The following is a 21,584-nucleotide window of genomic DNA, read 5'->3' on the forward strand; positions in this document are numbered from 1 at the left end:
AATAATGAAGAATAAATTTCTTTCGAACATATTATTGACCTTTGTCTGGGTTGCCCTGACAGGAGATTTTTCATTCGAAAATTATCTTTTTGGATTCTTCCTTAATTTCCATATTCTGTGGTTGATTACAGTGGGTCGTAAGAGAAGCAGATATTTTCTTATAGTTCCTAAGATCATCATTTTACTGGTATTCTTTCTTTATGAGCTTATCAAAGCGAATATTGAGGTTGCCTATGAAGTAATAACCCCAAAACTGAACATGACCCCGGGAATTATTATGGTTCCTTTAGATGTGAAATCTGATATAGGGATCACTGTTCTGGCAAATATGATCTCGTTAACCCCGGGAACCTTGAGTCTCGATGTGTCTAACGATAAGAAGGTGCTTTTTGTACATGCGATGTACATTAAGGATAGAGAGAAATTCATACGTAGTATTAAGGATGGATTTGAACGTAGAATAATGGAGGTACTATCATGACACTATTTGAATATTTACATTTTATCATTTTACCAGTTCTAGTCGTTTCGGCAGTGCTCATCTTATGGCGTTTTATTAAAGGGCCAAGTATTGCAGATAAGATCGTGGCATTAGACCTTCTAATTACTACAGGAATTGGTGTGATAGCTGTTTATAGTATTATCTACAATCAATCTACATTAATGGATACTGCTCTTATTCTAGCGCTTATTGCGTTTCTAAGTACGGTAGCTTTATCTTATTACCTGGAAAAAAGGAAAAGAAAATGATAGATATTATAATAGGAATATTAGCAACTTTTGGAGCTCTTTTCGTGCTTTTCGCGGCGATTGGGCTAGTGAGAATGCCAGATACTTATTTAAGAATATCTGTTACAACTAAAGCTGCAACCCTTGGAGTTGGTCTGGTTTTAATGTCTACAACAGTTTACTTCAGCAATGCCGACGTAACCTCACAAGCTTTCGTAATCATCCTATTCCTTTTTCTTACTGCTCCCGTAAGCGCGCATCTAATAGGTAGAGCGTCTTATTTTATAGGAGTAAAACTTTGGGATAAATCTGTGATGGATGAATTAAGAGGTAAATACCAAAAAAACACACATATCTTAAAAAGTGTGGTAGATGATACGCCTGAAGATAACGTGGATCACACTAAAATGGATAAGTAGGTTTTAATCCTGTTCTTCCTTATCATTTTCTTCGGCTTTCGCCTTCTTTTTCATTTTATGTTCAATATACCCAAAAACAAGGTTAATTATAAGGATAATTGCACTCACGATTCCCAGTTCTGTATACATCCCGAAACCTGCTAAACATCCAGTTGCGGCACTACACCACACCGTTGCAGCAGTAGTAAGACCTTTTACTTTTCTTTGTTTCTCAAGTATTGTTCCTGCACCAATAAATCCGATACCAACAACTACCTGGCCTAAAACACGAGTGATATCTACATATTTGTCTCCCTCAAATTCCATCGACATTAAAATGAACATGGCTGAACCTAAGGAGACGAGCGCATTGGTTTTTAAACCAGCCTCTTTTCCCTGAATTTCACGTTCCAAACCAATTATTAACCCGGCGATGGTTGCTAGAATAGCTCTAAGTGCAAATAATTCCCAATTCATAGTTTAACCAATTGAATGTGTATTTTTGTTTTCATGCATAAGTTGCCGAAGAAATTAGAAAAAAAACTTGAAAACAGAAAAGAAGACAATTCTTTTAGGAAACTATCATTAATTTCTAAGGGGATAGATTTTTTTTCGAATGATTATCTCAGTTTTTCAAGTTCCAAAAAAATATCAGATCAAACTCATAAACTTTTGCAGGAGTATAAAGTTGTGAACGGCGCTACGGGTTCACGATTATTATCTGGAAATCATCCATTGTTCAAAATAGTAGAGAATCAGTTAGCTAGTTTTCATAATTCTCAATCGGCTCTCATTTTTAATTCTGGTTACGACGCAAATATTGGCTTCTTTTCAGCAGTGCCTCAAAAGGATGATCTAATCATCTATGATGAATATTCTCATGCATCTATCCGTGATGGTCTTAAAATGAGTTTAGCGAAAAGCGTAAAATTCAGGCATAACGATCTGGATGATCTTGAAAAGAAATTGTCAAAATTCAACAGTGAATTTGAAAATTCTGAAATTTATGTAGTGACAGAATCTGTATTTTCTATGGACGGTGATTCGCCAAATCTGGAGAAGCTTGCTGAATTATGTGAAGATCACCAGGCATCATTGATCGTTGATGAAGCCCACGCTACAGGAGTAATTGGAAAAAATGGGGTAGGATTGGTTCAGGAAATGAGCGTGGAGAACAAAATTTTTGCACGAATTCATACTTTTGGAAAGGCAATGGGCTGCCACGGAGCAGCAATCCTGGGCGGGAGCGATCTTAAGAATTATCTCATCAATTTTTCACGTAGTTTAATTTATACCACTGCGCTTTCTCCGCATAGTGTGGCAACGATAAGCTCAGCGTATAGATTTCTGGAAAAAGACCAGTCATCACTTGAAAAATTGCATCAAAATATTCAGCATTTTAAAAAGGAGATTTTAAATAATCATCTTGAGAATATCTTTATCAAAAGTGATTCTGCTATTCAGGCCTGTGTAATTTCAGGGAACGATGATGTAAAAATGGTAGCCGACTTACTGGAGAAAAAGAACTTTAATGTAAAGCCAATCCTTTCACCAACAGTTTCAAGGGGAAGTGAACGTTTAAGATTTTGCATTCATAGCTACAATTCCTTTGCAGAAATCTCGGAGGTCTTAAAAGTCTTGGGTAATTTTGTGGCAAATAATCAATAATGCCGAAAACATACTTTATTACGGGAATAGGAACTGAAGTTGGGAAAACTGTGGTTTCAGCAATTATTACTGAATCTATTCAAGGTGATTACTGGAAGCCGATACAGGCAGGTGATCTGGATAATTCTGATTCTCATAAATTGAAGAAACTGGTGAGTAATAAAGAAACCGTTTTTTTTGATAATGCCTTCGCGCTTGAAACTCCAATGAGTCCGCACGCAGCAGCAGAAATAGATGGAATTAAGATCGAAGTTTCAAAAATTAAGAGACCTGAAACTTCTAAGGATCTGGTGATCGAAGGAGCTGGAGGTCTAATGGTTCCTATAAATGATGATGAAGTTATTGCCGATCTTATTTCAAATGAAGATATTGTTATTCTTGTTTCGAGACATTATTTAGGAAGCATTAACCATACATTGTTAAGTATAGAAGCATTAAAAAGTAGAGGATTAAGTAAAATTGGGGTCATCTTTAGCGGCGCAGAACATCCAACCACAGAAGCTGCTATCAGAAAAATAGGAAATGTAGGCGTTATTGGTAGAATTGATGAAGAGCCATATTTTGACCAGATGGTGATCAGGGAATATGCTGAAAAATTTAGAAAGAGATTATGCGAGATATAGAAATGGCGAAAGAAAGTCTTTCAGATAGAGATAAAAAACATTTATGGCATCCGCTTACCCAGCATAAAACCAGTCCTGAAATGCTGGCGATAAAAAAAGCAAAAGGATGTCTTTTGACCGATGAAAATGGGAAAGAATATATCGACGGAATTTCCTCCTGGTATACCGCTGTATATGGCCATTGTAATGAATATATTACTGGAAAGGTAGCTGAGCAAATGCAGCAATTAGATCAGGTTGTTTTTAGCGGATTCACTCATGAACCGGCGATCAAATTATCTGAAGCTCTGGTGAAGATCCTGCCTGATGGTCAGCAAAAATTGTTCTTCAATGATAATGGTTCTACCGCCACAGAAATTGGAATAAAAATGGCTTTGCAATATCATCATAATCTTGGGAATGATCGTAAAGTGATGCTGGCTTTTGAAGAAGGATTTCATGGAGATACTTTTGGTGCCATGTCGGTTTCGGGACTTTCGGTTTATAATGGAGCTTTCGAAGATCATTTTATCAGAGTTGAAAGAATTCCTGTTCCGACGAAGGACAATACTTCCGAAGTTTTGTCAATTCTAGAGGAGAAGATAGAGAAACATAATATCGCCGGATTTATTTATGAACCTTTAATTCAAGGGGCGGCCGCAATGAAATTTCATGATCCTGAAGGTCTAAATGCCATCTTGAAGAAATGCCGGGAAAATGAAATTATCCTCGTTGCAGATGAAGTAATGACCGGTTTTGGGAAAACAGGAAAATATTTTGCTTCAGATCATATCACTGAAAAACCAGATGTAGTTTGTATGTCTAAAGCGCTTACTGCTGGGTTGCTGCCAATGGGTCTTACTTCCTGCTCCATGAAAATTTACGGAGCATTTTATTCCGACGATATTGCAAAAGGACTTTTTCATGGTCATACCTACACTGCAAATCCTCTCGCTTGTGTTGCAGCATTGGCAGGAGTAGAATTGCTGGTTTCTAAAGATATACAGGCTAATATTCAGCACATTTCTGAGGCTAATATCGAATTCTGTAAAAAGTTAGAAGGCAATTCAAAGGTCAAGAATGTTAGAAGCCGAGGCGTGATCATGGCTTTTGAACTTGATGTGGAAACAGATCGTTATGGCGGTCTTCGAAATAAGCTATTCAAATTCTTTATGGATCATGGTGTTTTTCTACGTCCACTTGGAAACACTATTTATATCTTACCACCATTTGTAATTTCAGACAAGGAGCTCAGTAAAATTTATTCCGTAATTGAAAGTGCTCTTACAGAGTTTTAAAAAAAATCATTCAGGATAACATTTTTAAAATTTGGATTCGATTTTTATCTAATTTAGATAGGTTAATCTGAATATTATGATGCATCCTGATACGAAGTTGAAGTGGATAAGTGATGAAAAGGGAATTGGTGTGGTTGCAACTAAGATCATTCCTAAAGGAACTATAACCTGGGTTCAGGATGAGCTAGACCGGGTTTTTGCTCCTGAAGAACCTGAGTCTTACAAGCCTATGGCCAGGGAAATGCTGGAAAAGTATAGTTTCAGAAATAGAAAAGGAGAGCATGTGCTTTGCTGGGATATCGCCAAATATGTAAATCATAGTTTTAAATCGAACTGCCTTTCCACCGCCTATAATTTTGAAGTCGCGATTAGAGATATTCAGATAGATGAAGAGCTTACCGATGATTATGGATATCTGAACCTTACCGAATCTTTTGTTCCAGAGGATGAAGGCACAGAGCGGAAAAAAGTGAATCCTGACGACACTCTTAAATTATATAGGGAATGGGATGCTATTCTGGAGCCATTATTTTCTGAGCTTGAAAAATTAGATCAGCCTTTATATGAACTGCTATCTGATAAGTTAAAAAAGGAGATCAGGAAAATTTCAAATAGCGAGGTACAAATGCTATCCACCAAAACACTTTATTTTAAACCTGAAAAAAGCAGAATTTAGGTTCCGAAATTTAGCCAGTCATTAATTCAGCCTTATTTTTGCTCAAAAAGTAAGCTTTTGAAAACGCCTGTATCTATATCTTCAATCGGAACTATTTCTCCTTTGGGAAATACACCAGAAGAGATCTGGAAAAATTATTTATCTGATGATCATTTTTTTCAACTAAATGAAGAAAAAGACCAGCTTTCCTGGACCGGTGATCTTCCCGAAAATCTAAAAAAAGAAGTAATAGATCTGCGGAATGAAAATTCCAAATATCGATATCTGGATGATTCAGTATTATTCGCGATCCTGGCAGCTAGGTCAGCTTTTCGCGATCTTAAGATTTCAGACCGCGAGGCGGGTATCAACGTTGGAAGTAGCCGTGGGGCTACTGGTCTTTTTGAAAAATATCATGAAGAATTTATAAAGACCGGTAAATCCTCAACGTATAGTTCGCCAAGTACAACGCTGGGAAATATTTCTTCTTGGGTTGCACAAGATCTACAGTTAGAAGGTCCTGAATTTTCACACAGCGTTACCTGTTCTACAGGAATGCATTCCATATTAAACGCGATAGCCTGGCTGCAAAGCGGAATGGCTAATACATTCTTAGCCGGTGGTAGTGAAGCTCCATTAACCGGTTTTACACTTGCACAAATGCGAGCGATGAAGATCTATGCTTCTGAAAATCTAGATTTCCCGTGTAGGTCTCTGGATATAGAGAAATCAAAAAATTCCATGATACTTAGTGAAGCAGCCGGAATTGTTTCCCTGACTTCGGAAATGAATGAAAATTCAAAAGCAGTGATCAAAGGCATTGGTTACGCGAATGAAACTTTAAAACATGGTGCTTCGTTGAGTAAAAATGGTGAATGTCTTCAGAAGTCAATGAAGATGGCCATGAAAAATTGTGCAACGAAGGATATTGATGGGATCGTAATGCATGCTCCGGGAACTATTGGAGGAGATCTGGCAGAAGTAAATGCTGTAAAATCTGTTTTTGATGAGGAAATTCCCGCGATCACGAGTAATAAATGGAAAACAGGACATAGTTTCGCTGCGTCAGGAATTCTGAGCCTTCAAATGGCTATTTTGATGCTTGATAATCAGCGATTTCTGACCGTACCTTTTTCAGAATTTAAAAAACAACCCGATAAATTAGAGAATATTATAGTGAATTCCGTAGGTTTCGGAGGGAATGCAGTTTCAATTCTTGTTGGAAGAAAATAGAAATTTTTAGCATTCCCGTTTATAATTCTTACGGTAGCTTTCCTTATTAAACCTTAGTTTTCGTTATTTTTGAATACAAATTGAATTACATGGCAATCAAACACGACTGGACAAAAGAAGAAATCCTAGAGATATATAATAAGCCTTTTATGGAGTTGCTTTACCAAGCAGCGACTATACACCGTGAACATCATGACCCTAATACGGTACAGGTTTCAACCTTACTTTCAATAAAAACAGGTGGATGCCCTGAAGATTGCGGTTACTGCCCGCAGGCAGCCAGATATCATACAGATCTCGAAGGAAACGATCTTATGAGTGTGAATCAGGTGAAAGCTCAGGCCTTAAGAGCAAAAGCTTCTGGAAGTTCTCGTGTGTGTATGGGAGCAGCCTGGAGAAATGTAAAAGATGGTGAAGAATTTGACAATGTTCTGGAAATGGTTAGAACTATCAACAAACTGGATATGGAAGTTTGTTGTACTCTTGGTATGCTTACAGAAAATCAGGCTGAACGCCTGGCAGAGGCAGGCCTTTATGCATATAATCATAATCTTGACTCTTCAGAAGAATATTATAAAGAAGTGATCTCTACCCGTGGTTACCAGGATAGGCTTGATACTATTGGCAACGTTAGAAAAACCAATGTTACGGTTTGTAGTGGAGGAATCATTGGAATGGGAGAGAGTGAGGCAGATCGTGCAGGAATGCTTGTAGCGCTTTCAACATTGAATCCTCAACCAGAATCGGTGCCGATCAACGCTTTAGTTCCAGTTGAAGGAACTCCTTTAGAAGAACAGCAACCAGTACCAATCTGGGATATGATTAGAATGGTAGCTACAACAAGGATTGTAATGCCGGAGACTCAGGTAAGACTTTCTGCCGGAAGAACTCAGATGAGCAGAGAAGGTCAGGCGATGTGCTTCTTCGCGGGGGCGAATTCGATTTTTGCCGGCGATAAACTTCTTACAACTCCTAATCCAGATGTGAATGAGGATATGGAAATGTTCAAGATGTTAGGATTGAATCCGCAAAAGGCATTTGAAAAGAAATCCCAGCCAGAAAGTGTAGATGCTGAAAACTCTCAATATCAGAGTAAGGGTGAAAAGCCAAAATGGACGCGTCCTGCTCACAAGATCGAAAGAAATCTTGAAGCTCAACAAAAAGCAAAGACCAAAGCCTAGTTTAAAACCTTAAATATTGAAACTAGATCTTCAAAATATTCCCAGAAGAAAAAACCTTTCAAAAGAGGAATTTCTACGTGAATATTTTAAGCCGAAAAAACCGGTGATCATTGAAGATCTTACAGAGAACTGGCCTGCATATAATAACTGGAGTTTTGATTATTTCAGAAAAAAAGCAGGTGATGTAGTTGTACCTTTATATGATGGGAAACCAGCAAAGGGAAGACAGAACTCTCATGGTGTAGCGATGAAGGTTCCTTTTCGGGAGTATATAGATATTCTTGAAAAAGGGCCAACAGATCTAAGAATGTTCTTTTTTAATCTTCTTCAAAATTGTCCTGATCTGGTGAATGATTTTCAATATCCAGATCTTGGGGTGAAATTCTTTAAAAAGCTGCCAGTTCTTTTTGTAGGCGGAGAAGGTTCCAAGGTGGTGATGCATTACGATATGGATCTGGCGAATAATTTTCATTTCAATTTTGTAGGAGAGAAAAAGGTGATCTTATATCCGCCAGATCAAACCGGACTTTTATACAAGGTGCCGTATTCCATAGTGAGTATGGAAATTATAGATATGGATAATCCTGATTTTAAAAAATATCCTGCACTGGCGAAAGCCAAGGGATTTGAAGGAAGATTAAAACATGGCGATGCCCTCTATATTCCAAGTCACTGGTGGCATTTTATAAAATACGAAACAGCTAGTTTATCCTTAACTTTAAGGTCATTGCCCAAATCTCCGGGACAGATCGCTGAAGTTCTGAATAATCTTTTATTTATTCGGAATTACGATAATTTGATGCGGAAGATTAAAGGCCAGAAATGGATAGATTACAAGAATAGAATAGCGGTAAAAAGGTCGAATAGAAATGCCGGAATTGACGAATGATGCAAGAAAAAATGAATCTTGAGCAAATACCACGTATCAAGAAGATCTCAAAGTCAGATTTTCTAAGGGATTACGTGCAACCGCAGAAACCAGTTGTCATTGAAGAGCTTATTGAAGACTGGCCGGCATATACAAAGTGGAATCTTGATTATATTAAAGAAATAGCTGGTGACAAAGAAGTCCCTCTTTATGATGACAGGCCAATTTCTTCAGAATATAAGTTCAATGAAGCTCACGAGAAAATGAAAATGAGCGAGTATATTGATCTTTTAAAATCGAAACCGACTAATTATAGAATATTTCTTTATCACCTAATGAAGGAGGTGCCAAGCCTTCAGAAAGACTTTAAATTCCCTGATGTTGGATTAAGATTTTTAAAACAACTTCCCATGTTGTTTTTTGGAGGTGAGAATTCCCGTGTATTTATGCATTACGATATAGATTACGCAAATATTCTTCATTTTCATTTCCACGGAAAAAAACAATGTATTCTATTTCCTCCTTCAGAAAGTAAACACCTGTATAAGGTTCCGCATGCTTTGATAGCTAGAGAAGATATTGATTTTAATGATCCGGATCTTGAAAAATTCCCGGCATTAAAGAGGGCAAATGGGTATATAACCGAGTTGAATCATGGTGATACGCTGTATATGCCTGAAGGTTACTGGCATCATATGACCTATCTTACTGCTGGATTTTCTATGAGTCTAAGAGCTACTCCACGAACTCTGACTAATTTTTCCAAGGCAGTGTATAATCTTATTTTCATGCGTCACTTTGATAATTACATGAGAAAATTAAAAGGGCAGAAGTGGATAGATTATAAAAATGAGCAGGCAGTTAAGCGAACTCATAAAAGAAATGATATCAGTGAATAATTTCATTTACACAATCAAAAACCAGAGATGGTTCGTAGCCTTTTCGTAGAAGGTGGTCGGCTAGTTTCTTTTTCTTTTTAAAAGTATTAGATTCCTTGATTATAGCTTCTTTTTTCTCAGCGATTTCATAAAGTGCTTTTCGGTAATCTGATTCTTTGATCTCTGTAAGACCTAGTTTTATTATAGGTGAAGAAATCTCTTTTTTCTTGAGCTCCTGGGTGATTTTGATTCGTCCCCATTTTTTTATCCTGAATTTCCCTCTTACAAAACTGCGTGCAAATCGTTCTTCGTTCAGGAAATTTTCCTGCATCAGGCGAATGATAATTTTTTCTTTGGCTTCAGGGATCATTCGCATTTCATCAAGCTTGGTTTCAACTTCTTTTTGCGATCTATCCCTATAAGCACAATAGTGCATCAATTTTTGAAGAGCTTCCTCTATGGCATACGATTTCTGGTTATTCTGCATTTAATTAAAGATTATAGCAAGAAAATTAATTTGATGAAGCTTTATTTAGAAAATATTTTCTGATTCTTATAATCTGAAAAATAACCATGAATAGCGCCCATAAGGTAAAGCAAACAACTTCTGCAGCTATTAGATAATAGGTGTCAGAAATGTTTATTGTGAGATATTCTCCATAAAAAGTGTACCCCAGGATCAATGTTAATACAGAAATAAATAAGGAGAATTTTGTCATGGTTCAAATATATTGAAAATCGAGCTGAGTTAAATTTAGGGTATAAAAAAACGCCCTCCAATTGCTTGAAAGGCGTTTTCTATTATTTAATCACTTTCCCGTCTTTATCGTGAAAGTGGTACTCTAAATACGTGTAAGCATCGCGAGGTAAAATTTTCACCCAACGTTTGTGGTCAACAAACCACTTAGATCGGGGAGATGGAAAGCCTTTAGTTAAAAAGGCTGCAATAAAAGGGTGTGCGCTTAACGTGATCTTCTTATGTTCTTTCTTGATCAGTTTTTCAAGGTCAACTTTGATCTTGTTCACCAAGCTAATTGGTGCTTCAATTTCACCATTACCATTCGGGTTTTCCTCACGGGTTTTGATGTTCATTTCTGGCCTTACGCGCTGTCTCGTAATTTGAACTAATCCAAACTTACTAGGAGGCAAAATCTTATGTTTTGCCCTGTCGTCACTCATTTCGTTTCTAAGGTGGTCATAAAGCGTCTTTCTATTCTCGGCTTTATTCATGTCTATAAAGTCTACCACAATGATCCCTCCCATGTCACGTAATCGTAACTGGCGGGCAATCTCGGTAGCACTAATCATATTCACCTCAAGAGCGGTATCTTCCTGGTTCTTGGATTTGTTAGAACGGTTTCCACTATTCACGTCTATAACGTGCATGGCTTCGGTGTGTTCTATGACCAGGTAGGCGCCTTTACTCATGGAAACGGTACGCCCAAAGGAAGTTTTAATTTGTCTTTCGATACCATTCTTCTCGAAAATGGGTTGGTTGGATTGATGCAATTTTACGATTGATTCTTTTTCTGGAGCGATCTCGCTCACATAATCTTTGATTTGAGTATAAAGCGTTTCATCATCTACGCAAATAGAAGTAAAGGAGTCATTAAAAATGTCTCTTAGCAGGGACGAAGCCCTGTTCAATTCTCCCAGTACTTTAGAAGGATGATGCGGTTTATACAGTTTTTTACACATGGCTGTCCAGCGACCTACTAAATTTTGAAGATCTCTGTCCAGTTCTGCTACTTTTTTGCCTTCGGCTACGGTTCTCACAATAACCCCAAAACCTTTGGGTTTAATGCTTTTTACCAGTCTCTTTAGGCGTTCCTTTTCGTCTTTGCTTTCAATTTTCTGTGAAACTGAAATTCGGTTTGAAAAAGGTACTAATACAATATAACGGCCGGGTAAAGATAGCTCTGAGCTTATTCTTGGGCCTTTTGTAGAGATTGGTTCCTTTACGATTTGAACCAGTAGCGACTGATTTGATTTTAAGACATCGGCAATAGAGCCGTTTTTGTCTATATCCTTTTCAAAAGAAAAATTCTTTAAAGAATAATCTTTTAATTTACCTGTGCTTACACGTTTTATGAACTTCAATAAAGAAGATACCTGAGGTCCAAGATCATGATAGTGTAAAAAACCATCTTTCTCGTAGCCAACATTAACAAATGCGGCATTTAACCCGGGAACAGCTTTTCTAATCTTAGCGATATATATATCACCTACATTAAATTTATTGCTGTCTTCTTCCTTGTTAAGCTCAATAAGTTTTCCATCTTTTAATAAGGCAAAATCTACAGCAGAAGGTTCGGACCGGATAATTAATTCTTTGTCCACACTTCCAGATTTTTTATCCATATCTGTCATAAAACAAACATAGATGGATTAAACATTATTTTTTCACAGGTTTTGAATCCTGAAGAAACCTTTACGACATAAGAATTCTGTCGGGGGTTTCGATTTCAAAGAACGATTTAAATAAAAAAAGTAGTTGTCACACTACTTTTTCTTGTGGCGATTAGCTCTTCTTCTTTTCTTACGCTTGTGCGTAGCCACCTTATGTCTTTTTCTTTTTTTACCACTTGGCATAGTGCAATGTCATTTAAATTAATAATTATTTCATTTGAAACCTCCCGCAAGAGCGGGAGAGATCAATTATTTTACCTCAACATTAGATTTAACTCCTTCTACAAAAATCTTAGCAGGCTTAAATGCCGGAATATTGTGCGCTGGGATTTTGATAGTAGTGTTCTTAGAAATGTTTCTTCCGGTCTTTTCAGCTCTTGTTTTTACAACAAAACTTCCAAAGCCACGAAGGTAAACATTATCTCCACTTTCTAGGGAAGTTTTTACTTCATCCATAAAAGATTCAATAGTAGCTTGAACGTCTCCTTTTTCCATTCCTAACTTTTCTGAAATGTTTGCTACGATATCTGCTTTCGTCATTTTCGTGCTATTTAAATTTATAAATTGGGGTTTCAATTTTTCAAGGGGGCAAATATAAGAATTAAATCTGCAATATTTCAAACCTAATTCACTAATAATAACGGAATAAACTCCTATTATTGCGGAGATTCCTTATATAATATGGTTTTATCCAAAAGACTGACATATTGGTACTTGCACAATAAACGTGACCTGCCCTGGAGAAAGACACACGAACCGTACCACATCTGGCTAAGTGAAATAATGCTTCAGCAAACGCGAATAGAGCAAGGCTTACCTTATTATTATAAATTTATTGAAGCTTATCCAAGCGTTTTTGACCTCGCAAAAGCACCCGCAGATGATGTCTTAAAATTATGGCAGGGACTAGGTTATTATTCACGCGCTAGAAATCTCCATGAGACCGCAAAATTTGTTGCCTTTGAACTCAATGGAGTTTTTCCAGATTCCTTTAAAGGTTTATTAAAACTAAAGGGTGTTGGTGACTACACGGCTAGTGCCATTGCTTCTATTTGCTATGATGAGCCCGTGGCTGTTGTAGACGGAAATGTTTATAGGGTCCTCGCCAGGATTTTTGGGATCGATACTCCTATTAATAGTACTGCAGGAATTAAAGAATTTAAAAAACTTGCTCAGGAGTTACTTGATAAAAAAGATCCGGCCACCTTCAACCAGGCGATCATGGAATTTGGTGCTTTGCATTGTAAACCTCAGAATCCTAAATGTGGTACCTGCCCTTTTAATGATAAGTGCCTGGCCTTAAAAAATGACAGGATAAAGGAATTGCCGGTGAAATTGAAAAAGACCAAGGTAAAAAAGCGATTCTTTAATTATCTTGTTTTTAATATTGATGATGAAAAAACGATTCTGGAACAAAGAACTGGAAAAGGGATCTGGAATGGATTATACCAATTTCCGTTGATAGAATCCAATGCTTTGATAGATGAGGCTGATTTAATGAAAATGGAAGATTTCCAAGCTTCAATTTCAAATTTAAAAATTGAATTATCACTTTTTAATGAGGATCCCGTAATTCATAAATTATCGCATCAGCACTTATTTACCCGGTTCTGGGTGGTAAATTCAAACGAGGATATTGAGAATTCAATTCAGCTGCAAAGAGTTCAGGATTATCCGGTTCCGGTCTTAATTGAAAATTTCCTGAATGATTACCTTCCTGATGCTTATAAATAGTTGCTTGTTTATATCTTTGACCGTTTTTGCATTTGCAGGCAGAAATTTTTAGTATTTTAGAATAAATTTAATTTGAATTGTCGGTTATCGGCATCTAAATATATACGTAATGACAGGTACATTAAACAAAGTAATGTTGATAGGGCATACAGGAGATGACGTGAAAATGCATTATTTTGAAGGTGGAGGTTCCATTGGAAGATTTCCACTTGCTACGAATGAGAGCTATACGAACCGTACTACCGGTGAGCGTGTAACGAATACTGAATGGCATAATGTGGTTGTTAGAAATAAGGCCGCAGAGATCTGTGAGAAGTATTTAAAAAAAGGAGACAAGGTTTATATAGAAGGGCGTATTAAAACGCGTAAGTGGCAGGATGATGCCGGTGTAGAAAAGTATTCATCAGAAATTCACTGTACAGAATTTACTTTCTTAACTCCTAAGAATGAATCTGGCGCTGAACCTTCAGGAAATTCTCAAATGTCTGGAAATGCTCCTGCTAAACCTAAAAATGATAACTTTGCAAATAAGAATGAGTCCTACTCTCAGGAAGAAGAGGAAGACGATTTACCATTCTAAGTTTAATTAAAATTTTCGCCTTTGGATTCGGAACCTCCCAGTTTGCTTTTGTTGTGGACCACAATGGGAATTACCCATCTTATCAGCTTAATATCCTTATTTGTGCTATTGCTATGTTCTGCCTTAATTTCTGGGGCTGAAGTGGCATTCTTTTCTCTTACTCCGGCTAATTTTATAACCGAAGATGGAAAGAGATCCAAGACACAGAATATTGTTATTAATCTTCTTGAAAAGCCTAAAAAATTGCTGGCTACCATCCTTGTAGCTAACAATTTCATCAATATCGCCATAGTTTTACTCTTTGATAGCCTCGCAGACGATCTGTTTGCAGGAATCAATACTGAAGTTTATGGTATAGACCTTAGATTCTTTTTTGAAGTTGGTCTTGTAACCTTCCTTATCCTTTTGTTCGGAGAAATACTTCCTAAAGTATATGCGAGTAGAAATAAGGTGCAATTTTCCAATTTCATGGCTTATCCCATAAATTTTCTGGATAGTTTCTTTTCGCCTCTAAGCACGCCAATGAGGGCCGTCACTTTATATTTCCATGAGAAATTCGGGAAGCAAAGGTCTTTTATAAGTATAGATCATTTGTCCCAGGCGCTTGAACTAACAAGTGAAGAAGATACCACCAGGGAAGAGCAGAAGATACTCCAGGGGATAGTTAGTTTCGGGAATACCGATACGAAGCAAGTGATGCGACCTCGAATGGACATTTTTGCTTTGAATGAAGAAAGTAATTATTCAGATATTATTCCGGAGATTATTGAAAATGGTTATTCCAGAATTCCTGTTTTCAAAGAGAATGTAGATAATGTTACGGGGATATTATATATAAAGGATTTATTGCCTTACCTGAATAAAAAGAATTTTGAATGGACCAGTTTATTGAGAGAGCCATACTTCGTTCCCGAAAATAAAAAGCTGGATGACCTTCTAAATGACTTTAAGAACAAGAAAAACCACTTGGCCATCGTTGTAGATGAGTATGGAGGAACCAGCGGACTTATTTCTCTAGAGGATATTATTGAAGAGATCGTTGGAGATATTAGTGATGAATTTGATGATGAGGACCTTATTTATTCAAAATTAGATGAAAACAATTTCGTCTTCGAGGGTAAAACACCTTTAAAAGATTTTTATAAGATCGCGAAGATCGAAGATCCAACGGTTTTTGAAGATCAAAAAGGAGAAGCAGACACACTTGCCGGTTTCTTGCTAGAAATATCTGGAGGTTTCCCGAAAAAGAATGATGAGATCGTGTTTCTGAATTATTCCTTTATCATCGAAGTAATTGATGATAAAAGGATCAAGCAAATAAAATTGAGCATTGCACCAGTATGAGAAAATTGATTTTGGCAATTACGGGAGTTCTACTTTTATGTGTTTCATGTAAGGACGATCCTCAGCCAAAGCCAAAAGGTTTCCTGGCTCTTGAATATCCTGAAGCCAATTATAAAAGAATCGATATTGGATGCCCATATTCATTTGAAGTTAATACTGTAGCTGAAATCGCACCTTCCAGGAATAGAATTCCGTGCTGGATAGACCTAAACTATAAGGCTATGAATGGAGCGATTTTTCTCACTTATCAGCCGGTGCGAAATAACCTCGATTCTCTGTTATTAGATGCTCAAAAATTGCCATTGCAGCATACTATTAAGGCTGATGTAATTGAAGGTGATGTATACACCAATGAATTGAATAATACCTATGGTATTTTCTATGAAGTTGATGGTAATGCAGCTTCCCAGGCTCAATTCTACCTGACTGATAGTACAGATCATTTTATTACCGGATCTGTATACTTTAACATTTTACCAAATTTTGACTCTATAGTACCTGCTGCCGAGTATCTTAAAAAAGACATCAAACATTTAATGGAAAGTTTGCGCTGGAATCCTTAACAATTCTTGTAGGAAAATTCTTCAAATATTATATAATCCTTAATAAAATTGCTTATTATTGTTAATATAACTATAAAATTAACAATTATGAGGCAATTTTCTTTGAGTTATTTCAAAGTGATTTTCTTTCTACTCTGTCCTTCGTTACTTCTTTCTCAGGAAGTGCTGGAGGGAAGAACGATCAATGAGGCTACCGGTGAAGTAGTGCCTTTTGTAAATGTGATCGAGAAGGGAACTAGTAATGGAACTACCAGTGATTTTGAAGGTAATTTTAGCCTTACGGTAGAGTCACTCCCCACAACCTTGGTATTCTCATATTTAGGTTTTGAAACTCAGGAGATCAATGTTACCAGTAATTCTCCAATGACGATCGAGTTCGTTGAATCTGCAGCAGCGCTAGATGAAGTTGTAGTGACGGGACTTGCAACATCTATTAAAAGAGAAAATGCGGCAAATGCGGTATCTTCTCTTTCAGCAGATGATATTGCAGGAAGAACTCCTCCTCCAACCCTTGATGGTGCGTTGTATGGTAAATTTGCCGGTGCGACCGTAAGTGCCAATTCTGGTGCTCCCGGTGGTGGTCTTTCTGTAAAATTGAGGGGTGCTACTTCTATTCAGGGTAATACACAGCCTCTTTATATTATAGACGGTGTATATATTGATAACTCTTCAATTTCTGCGGGTCTTAATGTAGTATCAGCTGCGGCTGCCGGAGGTAGTGCTTCCAACCAGGATAACCCATCAAATAGGGTTGCAGATATTAACCCTGAGGATATTGCAAATATCGAGATACTTAAAGGAGCGTCAGCTGCCGCGATCTACGGGTCCAGGGCAGCCGCTGGTGTTGTTATTATTACAACTAAAAAGGGTAAGGCTGGAGAAACTCAGTTTAAATTCTCTCAGGCTACTGGATGGACAGAAGTTACAAACCTATTAGGGCTACGAGATTATAATGAAGAAAGGGTTAGAGCAAGCTTTGGAGATGATGCCGCACAAAGTTTCCTTGAAGCGCAGCAGGAAAACAGGCTTGTAGATTACGAGAAGGAAATCTTCGGTGAAAAAGGACTTATCAGCATTACTAATTTTAGTATGAGTGGGGGAGATGAGAATACAAGATTCTATACAGGTCTTACTCATAATGATGAAGATGGAATAGTAAAAGGGTCAGGTTATAAAAAGACCTCTTTAAGATTGAATCTTGATCACAGGCCAACGGATTTTATTAAGCTAGGTCTTAGCTCGAGTTACACACATTCTTCAGCAAACAGAGGTTTCTTTAATAACGATAACTCAGGTACTACGATAGGGGTTACTCTAACCGGAACAACTCCATGGTTAGAATTATTCCCTAATGAAGACGGGATTTATCCTGATAACCCGGCTGGAGCATCAAACCCATTGCAAACCCGTGATCTTGTTAGAAATAATGAAACGGTTAACAGGTTTATCGTTGGTGGAACCGCGAACATAGATCTATATCGAGCAGATAATTCCAATCTTGAAATGATACTTCGTGGTGGTCTTGATTTCTATGGTTTAAAGACCAGGGCGATATTTCCGAAAGAACTTCAATTTCAGAAACCTTCTAACGGTGGTTTGAATGGAGTTTCTGTCCAGGGTGATACGCAGAATAAGAACTACAACCTTTCTGCCTTCCTGGTTCATAATTTCTTTACAGATAGTGACCTTAATTTCAGAACACAGGCGGGTCTAACTCGTGAATATTTTGATAGAAATACTCAGTTGATCACGGCAACAGGACTAGTGGCTTCTGAAACAAATGTAGATCAGGCGGCGAATACTGGTGTAAATCAAACGAGATTGCTTCAGGAGGATTCTGGTTTCTTTGTTCAGGAAGAGGTGAATTTTCAGGATAAGATTATTGCTACCGTTGGGGTAAGAGGTGACAAATCTTCAAATAATGGAGATGCTAACAAGTTATTCTATTATCCAAAAGCTTCGGTAGCCGTGAACTTCAATGAATTTGATTTCTGGAATGAAGAAGGAAACTGGGGACAATTTAAACTAAGAGCGGCTTACGGAGAGGCGGGAAACTTCCCTCCATTTGGAGCCTTGTTCACTTCGTATAACACATTTTCTACAGATGGTCTGTTGGGAATTAGTCTGATTGGTGTTCGTGGAGACAGAAACCTGGAGTCGGAAAGACAGAAGGAACTTGAATTTGGTACAGATGTAAGTTTCTTCCAGAACAGATTGAATTTTTCTGCGACCTATTATATCAAAACTATTGAAAACCTGATACTTCAGGCATCTTTAGAGCCTTCAACAGGATTTACCACACAATTTGTGAACGCTGGTGAATTGAGAAATAATGGTATTGAGCTTTCGCTTGATGCTGTTCCTGTAGCGACTGAAGATTTCACCTGGAATCTTGGTGTGAACTTTTATAAGAATACTTCAGAGATTACAAGACTGGATGTAGATCCGTTTAACATTGGTGCATTTGGAGCTACGTTAGGTACTTTCCGAATTGAAGAAGGTGAAAGTGCTACACAAATCGTTGGTATCGGGCCTAATCCTGGTCCTAGCGGATTTCAGAAATTTGGAGATGCTGAACCTGATTTTCAAATGGGTTTCAACTCACAATTACTGTATAAGAATTTTGATCTTTCTTTTGTCTGGCAATGGAAGAATGGAGGTGAGAACGTGAATCTTACCACATTATTGACCGACCTAAATGGAACCAGTCATGATTATGATACCGTAGACCTTGATCCAGACGGACAGGTTGGAAATGGTCCTTACAGGGTGAGTCAGCTTGGTTCTTCCGCAGAAGTTTTTGTTGAAGATGCTTCTTACTTAAGATTGAGAGAACTTGGACTATATTATAATATTCCTACTTCAGCTTATGAAGGTTTCTTGAATGGAACGATAGATAATATTAAAGTTGGTTTCTCAGGAACTAACCTTATCAATATCTTCGATTATAACAGTTATGATCCTGAAGTTTCCAACTTTGGAGCGAATGGGATCTTTACTGGTGTAGACGTTACTCCATTCCCTTCTTCAAAGAGATATCTTTTTCACTTAGCAGTTAATTTTTAATACGTAGATGATGAAAAAAATTATAAATAAAATATTCATACTTTTTGCAGTCATAAGCTTAACGCAGGCATGTGACGTAGAGGAGTATTCAGATCTAAATAATCCTGAAGTAGATGCTTTCAGGGATAATCTAACCCGTGGAGATCTACAGGACCTTGTTGGAGGAGTGCTCTACAGTATGAGAGTTAGACTCGGTACTTATTACGATGACCTTGGAGTAATAGGTAGAGAATACTGGCGATTTTCAAGTTCAGATCCAAGGTTTACAGCAGATCTTTTAGGAAAGGAAAATGCAGTGCTGGATAACAATACTTTTTATATTACCAATCCATGGGCAGCCAGATATAGAACGGTAAAGAATGTAAACTTAATTCTTGAATTTATAGAAGGTCAGGATGTTTCGGCTCAATTTACCGATGCTGAAATCAATGCAACTCAGGGATTCCTGAAAACCGTAAAAGCATACGAACTGCTTCTAAATCTTAACCTGACATACCAGAATGGAATTAGAGTAGAAACTGCAGATGAGAATAACCTTGGTTCATTTTTGGGATATTCAGAATCTTTAACTGCTATTCGTGCTTTACTGGATGAAGCGGCTGGAGATCTGCAAAGTGGTGGTGATGCTTTCCCATTCACGCTTTCTTCCGGATTTGCAGGATTTGATTCTCCCGGCTCTTTTGTTGAGGTGAATAAAGCGATCGCTTCAAGAGTTGCTGCTTATCAGGGTGATTTCTCTAGCGTTCTAACTTATCTTGATGATTCATTCCTGACATTGGACGGGTCTAATCTTGATGAAGGTGTGTATTATACTTTTAGTGCAGATCAAACAGATATCCTTAACCCGATGTTTTTCCCAGTAGAAGCTACTACGGCGGGGGCAAGGATTGTTCAGCCAGATTTTATAACAGACGCTGAGGATGGAGATGAAAGGTTGAATAAGGTTGCTCAAAGAAGCGAGCCATTAACCTTTGATTTTCTAACTGGTGATTATGCTGTTTTCAGATATAAATCGAATACAGATGCGATTCCAATTATTCGAAATGAGGAATTGATCCTTTTGTATGCTGAAGCGAATATTTATTCAGATCCTGCGGAAGCAGTGAATGCTCTTAATATTATTAGAAATGCTGCCGGTCTGGATTCATATGTAGGAGCAGATTCTGAAGCGGCTCTGATAGATGAAATGCTTATGCAGAGAAGATATTCTTTATTTGCTGAAGGTCACCGGTGGCTCGATGTAAGAAGGTATGATATGCTGGATGAGCTTCCTATAGACAGAGAAGGGGATGATGTATTTACGCAATTTCCTATTCCGCTAACAGAGAATCAATAATATAAATCATTAGAACTCATTAAGAATCCATTTCGATCTATTCGGAATGGATTTTTTCATTTTAGAAACCATCTTAAAATTTATCTTCGAAGTCTCAATTAAAATATTCTGCCTTGAAAAATATTAAATGGATCTATCTCATCATTCTTTCAATTGTCTGGGGAAGCTCATTCATTTTGATCAAGAAAGCGCTTATAGGATTGTCGGCTCTACAGGTAGGTTCATTCAGGATCATTTTCGCGGCTTTATTTCTCATTTTAGTCGGATTTAAAAGCATTAGCAGGTTATACCGAAGGCAGTGGAAATGGATCATATTTTCAGGCTTTCTCGGTTCTTTTTTTCCTGTCTATTTATTTGCCTTTGCTGAAACTGAAATAGATAGTGCGATCGCTTCTATTTTAAACGCGACCACACCATTGCTTACGCTAATCTTCGGAGTAATATTCTTTCGCTCGGTTTTTACTCAAAATAAAATTGTTGGTGTGATCATAGGATTGCTAGGGACTTTTAGTTTGATACTAAGCGGAGCTAGCATAAATCCAGATCAGAATTATTTTTATTCATTTTTGGTCATAATGGCTACGGCATGTTATGCTATGAACGTAAATATCCTGAAAACGAGAATGAGCGATATCACTCCTTTGGGGATCACCGCAGGTAATTTCTCTGTATTGCTCATTCCGGCAATTATAATTCTATTCTCATCGGGATTTGAATTTTCAGATCTTACTGCTGAGGCTGAAGCTTCCCTTATCTATGTTGGAATTCTTGGTGTAGTTGGAACGGGTGTGGCAATGATCATTTTTAATAAACTTGTACAGATCTCAGATCCGGTATTTACGACTTCTGTAACCTATACGATTCCGGTAGTGGCTTTAGGTTGGGGAATACTTGATGGAGAGGTTTTTAGTATCTGGCAATTGTTTTCTTCTTTCGTGATACTTATAGGTGTATTTATAGTGAATAGATCTAAGGATATTATTTCCAAATTCAGGAAACAGGCAACATAAAAAAAGCCCCGTTTTCGGGGCTTTTCATTCAA

General features: G+C 37.5%; 22 protein-coding genes. 18 read left to right on the top strand and 4 right to left on the bottom strand.

Annotated features, from left to right (window positions below; translation table 11 throughout):
* Positions 1-4: 4 nt before the first annotated feature.
* Genes RE431_RS00775 through mnhG form a run of 3 tightly spaced genes read left to right on the top strand, consistent with a single transcriptional unit; the run spans position 5 to position 1,148 of the window.
* A complete protein-coding gene (locus tag RE431_RS00775) occupies positions 5-481 on the top strand; it encodes a Na+/H+ antiporter subunit E (protein ID WP_309560055.1) in 477 nt (158 codons plus the stop codon).
* Positions 478-750 (top strand): cation:proton antiporter, encoded by a 273-nt coding sequence (locus RE431_RS00780; RefSeq protein WP_309560056.1) that lies wholly within the window; start codon positions 478-480, stop codon positions 748-750. Before RE431_RS00775 ends, RE431_RS00780 begins: the two co-directional genes overlap by 4 nt.
* Entirely contained in the window at positions 747-1,148 is a 402-nt protein-coding gene (gene mnhG, locus RE431_RS00785) for a monovalent cation/H(+) antiporter subunit G (RefSeq protein ID WP_309560057.1), read from the top strand. The genes RE431_RS00780 and mnhG overlap by 4 nt, the downstream gene beginning before the upstream one ends.
* 3 nt (positions 1,149-1,151) lie before the next feature.
* Here mnhG and RE431_RS00790 read toward each other — a convergent pair whose 3' ends face one another.
* Positions 1,152-1,604 (bottom strand): MgtC/SapB family protein, encoded by a 453-nt coding sequence (locus tag RE431_RS00790; RefSeq protein WP_309560058.1) that lies wholly within the window; start codon positions 1,602-1,604, stop codon positions 1,152-1,154.
* Between the two features lie 33 nt (positions 1,605-1,637).
* Here RE431_RS00790 and RE431_RS00795 point away from each other — a divergent pair, with 33 nt between their 5' ends.
* The 8 genes from RE431_RS00795 to RE431_RS00830 all read left to right on the top strand — a co-directional run bounded on the left by RE431_RS00795 (position 1,638) and on the right by RE431_RS00830 (position 9,531).
* Positions 1,638-2,795, top strand: a complete 1,158-nt coding sequence (locus RE431_RS00795; RefSeq protein WP_309560617.1) for an aminotransferase class I/II-fold pyridoxal phosphate-dependent enzyme — start codon at positions 1,638-1,640, stop codon at positions 2,793-2,795.
* Positions 2,795-3,418, top strand: a complete 624-nt coding sequence (gene bioD / locus RE431_RS00800) for a dethiobiotin synthase (protein ID WP_309560059.1) — start codon at positions 2,795-2,797, stop codon at positions 3,416-3,418. The genes RE431_RS00795 and bioD overlap by 1 nt, the downstream gene beginning before the upstream one ends.
* Positions 3,406-4,695, top strand: a complete 1,290-nt coding sequence (gene bioA / locus RE431_RS00805; RefSeq protein ID WP_309560060.1) for an adenosylmethionine--8-amino-7-oxononanoate transaminase — start codon at positions 3,406-3,408, stop codon at positions 4,693-4,695. The genes bioD and bioA overlap by 13 nt, the downstream gene beginning before the upstream one ends.
* Before the next feature lie 76 nt (positions 4,696-4,771).
* Positions 4,772-5,371: an SET domain-containing protein gene (locus RE431_RS00810; protein ID WP_309560061.1), complete on the top strand. Its 600-nt coding sequence runs from the start codon at positions 4,772-4,774 to the stop codon at positions 5,369-5,371.
* A 57-nt stretch (positions 5,372-5,428) separates the two neighbouring features.
* Complete coding sequence (locus RE431_RS00815) at positions 5,429-6,583, top strand: beta-ketoacyl synthase N-terminal-like domain-containing protein (protein ID WP_309560062.1); 1,155 nt, start codon at positions 5,429-5,431, stop codon at positions 6,581-6,583.
* An 89-nt stretch (positions 6,584-6,672) separates the two neighbouring features.
* Entirely contained in the window at positions 6,673-7,764 is a 1,092-nt protein-coding gene (gene bioB / locus RE431_RS00820) for a biotin synthase BioB (RefSeq protein WP_309560063.1), read from the top strand.
* 16 nt (positions 7,765-7,780) lie between these two features.
* Positions 7,781-8,653 (top strand): cupin-like domain-containing protein, encoded by an 873-nt coding sequence (locus RE431_RS00825; RefSeq protein WP_309560064.1) that lies wholly within the window; start codon positions 7,781-7,783, stop codon positions 8,651-8,653.
* Positions 8,650-9,531 carry a cupin-like domain-containing protein gene (locus RE431_RS00830; protein WP_309560065.1) on the top strand — a complete coding sequence of 294 codons (882 nt, stop codon included), beginning with the start codon at positions 8,650-8,652 and terminating at the stop codon, positions 9,529-9,531. Before RE431_RS00825 ends, RE431_RS00830 begins: the two co-directional genes overlap by 4 nt.
* On the opposite strand, the gene RE431_RS00835 is transcribed toward RE431_RS00830, so the two are convergent.
* From RE431_RS00835 to RE431_RS00845, 3 genes are all read right to left on the bottom strand, one after another.
* Positions 9,521-9,997 carry a regulatory protein RecX gene (locus tag RE431_RS00835; protein WP_309560066.1) on the bottom strand — a complete coding sequence of 159 codons (477 nt, stop codon included), beginning with the start codon at positions 9,995-9,997 and terminating at the stop codon, positions 9,521-9,523. The two genes, RE431_RS00830 and RE431_RS00835, sit on opposite strands and share 11 nt — an antisense overlap.
* A 314-nt stretch (positions 9,998-10,311) precedes the next feature.
* On the bottom strand, positions 10,312-11,850 hold the full coding sequence (locus tag RE431_RS00840; protein ID WP_309560618.1) for an Rne/Rng family ribonuclease: 1,539 nt from the start codon (positions 11,848-11,850) through the stop codon (positions 10,312-10,314).
* Positions 11,851-12,168: 318 nt separating this feature from the next.
* The gene (locus RE431_RS00845; RefSeq protein ID WP_011711414.1) at positions 12,169-12,459 is read right to left on the bottom strand and encodes an HU family DNA-binding protein; all 291 of its coding nucleotides are present in this window, start codon (positions 12,457-12,459) and stop codon (positions 12,169-12,171) included.
* A gap of 141 nt (positions 12,460-12,600) precedes the next feature.
* Here RE431_RS00845 and mutY point away from each other — a divergent pair, with 141 nt between their 5' ends.
* From mutY to RE431_RS00880, 7 genes are all read left to right on the top strand, one after another.
* Positions 12,601-13,653: an A/G-specific adenine glycosylase gene (gene mutY, locus RE431_RS00850; protein ID WP_309560067.1), complete on the top strand. Its 1,053-nt coding sequence runs from the start codon at positions 12,601-12,603 to the stop codon at positions 13,651-13,653.
* A gap of 109 nt (positions 13,654-13,762) precedes the next feature.
* Positions 13,763-14,233, top strand: a complete 471-nt coding sequence (locus tag RE431_RS00855) for a single-stranded DNA-binding protein (protein ID WP_309560068.1) — start codon at positions 13,763-13,765, stop codon at positions 14,231-14,233.
* Between the two features lie 21 nt (positions 14,234-14,254).
* On the top strand, positions 14,255-15,577 hold the full coding sequence (locus tag RE431_RS00860; protein ID WP_309560069.1) for a gliding motility-associated protein GldE: 1,323 nt from the start codon (positions 14,255-14,257) through the stop codon (positions 15,575-15,577).
* Positions 15,574-16,140 (top strand): gliding motility lipoprotein GldD, encoded by a 567-nt coding sequence (gene gldD, locus RE431_RS00865; RefSeq protein ID WP_309560070.1) that lies wholly within the window; start codon positions 15,574-15,576, stop codon positions 16,138-16,140. Before RE431_RS00860 ends, gldD begins: the two co-directional genes overlap by 4 nt.
* Before the next feature lie 87 nt (positions 16,141-16,227).
* A complete protein-coding gene (locus RE431_RS00870) occupies positions 16,228-19,206 on the top strand; it encodes a SusC/RagA family TonB-linked outer membrane protein (protein ID WP_309560071.1) in 2,979 nt (992 codons plus the stop codon).
* Between the two features lie 10 nt (positions 19,207-19,216).
* The gene (locus RE431_RS00875) at positions 19,217-20,542 is read left to right on the top strand and encodes a RagB/SusD family nutrient uptake outer membrane protein (RefSeq protein ID WP_309560072.1); all 1,326 of its coding nucleotides are present in this window, start codon (positions 19,217-19,219) and stop codon (positions 20,540-20,542) included.
* Positions 20,543-20,655: 113 nt separating this feature from the next.
* Positions 20,656-21,552 (top strand): DMT family transporter, encoded by an 897-nt coding sequence (locus RE431_RS00880; protein WP_309560073.1) that lies wholly within the window; start codon positions 20,656-20,658, stop codon positions 21,550-21,552.
* Positions 21,553-21,584 lie beyond the last annotated feature (32 nt).

The sequence above is a fragment of the Christiangramia sediminicola genome, from assembly GCF_031344135.1.
Classification (GTDB): domain Bacteria; phylum Bacteroidota; class Bacteroidia; order Flavobacteriales; family Flavobacteriaceae; genus Christiangramia; species Christiangramia sediminicola.

What these genes read in the sequence shown, in the direction of transcription:
- RE431_RS00775 (WP_309560055.1), top strand. Translation starts at nt 5, where the DNA reads ATGAAGAATAAATTTCTTTCGAACATATTATTGACCTTTGTCTGGGTT.
- RE431_RS00780 (WP_309560056.1), top strand. Translation starts at nt 478, where the DNA reads ATGACACTATTTGAATATTTACATTTTATCATTTTACCAGTTCTAGTC.
- mnhG (WP_309560057.1), top strand. Translation starts at nt 747, where the DNA reads ATGATAGATATTATAATAGGAATATTAGCAACTTTTGGAGCTCTTTTC.
- RE431_RS00790 (WP_309560058.1), bottom strand. Translation starts at nt 1,604, where the DNA reads ATGAATTGGGAATTATTTGCACTTAGAGCTATTCTAGCAACCATCGCC.
- RE431_RS00795 (WP_309560617.1), top strand. Translation starts at nt 1,638, where the DNA reads ATGCATAAGTTGCCGAAGAAATTAGAAAAAAAACTTGAAAACAGAAAA.
- bioD (WP_309560059.1), top strand. Translation starts at nt 2,795, where the DNA reads ATGCCGAAAACATACTTTATTACGGGAATAGGAACTGAAGTTGGGAAA.
- bioA (WP_309560060.1), top strand. Translation starts at nt 3,406, where the DNA reads ATGCGAGATATAGAAATGGCGAAAGAAAGTCTTTCAGATAGAGATAAA.
- RE431_RS00810 (WP_309560061.1), top strand. Translation starts at nt 4,772, where the DNA reads ATGATGCATCCTGATACGAAGTTGAAGTGGATAAGTGATGAAAAGGGA.
- bioB (WP_309560063.1), top strand. Translation starts at nt 6,673, where the DNA reads ATGGCAATCAAACACGACTGGACAAAAGAAGAAATCCTAGAGATATAT.
- RE431_RS00830 (WP_309560065.1), top strand. Translation starts at nt 8,650, where the DNA reads ATGATGCAAGAAAAAATGAATCTTGAGCAAATACCACGTATCAAGAAG.
- RE431_RS00835 (WP_309560066.1), bottom strand. Translation starts at nt 9,997, where the DNA reads ATGCAGAATAACCAGAAATCGTATGCCATAGAGGAAGCTCTTCAAAAA.
- RE431_RS00845 (WP_011711414.1), bottom strand. Translation starts at nt 12,459, where the DNA reads ATGACGAAAGCAGATATCGTAGCAAACATTTCAGAAAAGTTAGGAATG.
- mutY (WP_309560067.1), top strand. Translation starts at nt 12,601, where the DNA reads ATGGTTTTATCCAAAAGACTGACATATTGGTACTTGCACAATAAACGT.
- RE431_RS00855 (WP_309560068.1), top strand. Translation starts at nt 13,763, where the DNA reads ATGACAGGTACATTAAACAAAGTAATGTTGATAGGGCATACAGGAGAT.
- gldD (WP_309560070.1), top strand. Translation starts at nt 15,574, where the DNA reads ATGAGAAAATTGATTTTGGCAATTACGGGAGTTCTACTTTTATGTGTT.
- RE431_RS00870 (WP_309560071.1), top strand. Translation starts at nt 16,228, where the DNA reads ATGAGGCAATTTTCTTTGAGTTATTTCAAAGTGATTTTCTTTCTACTC.
- RE431_RS00875 (WP_309560072.1), top strand. Translation starts at nt 19,217, where the DNA reads ATGAAAAAAATTATAAATAAAATATTCATACTTTTTGCAGTCATAAGC.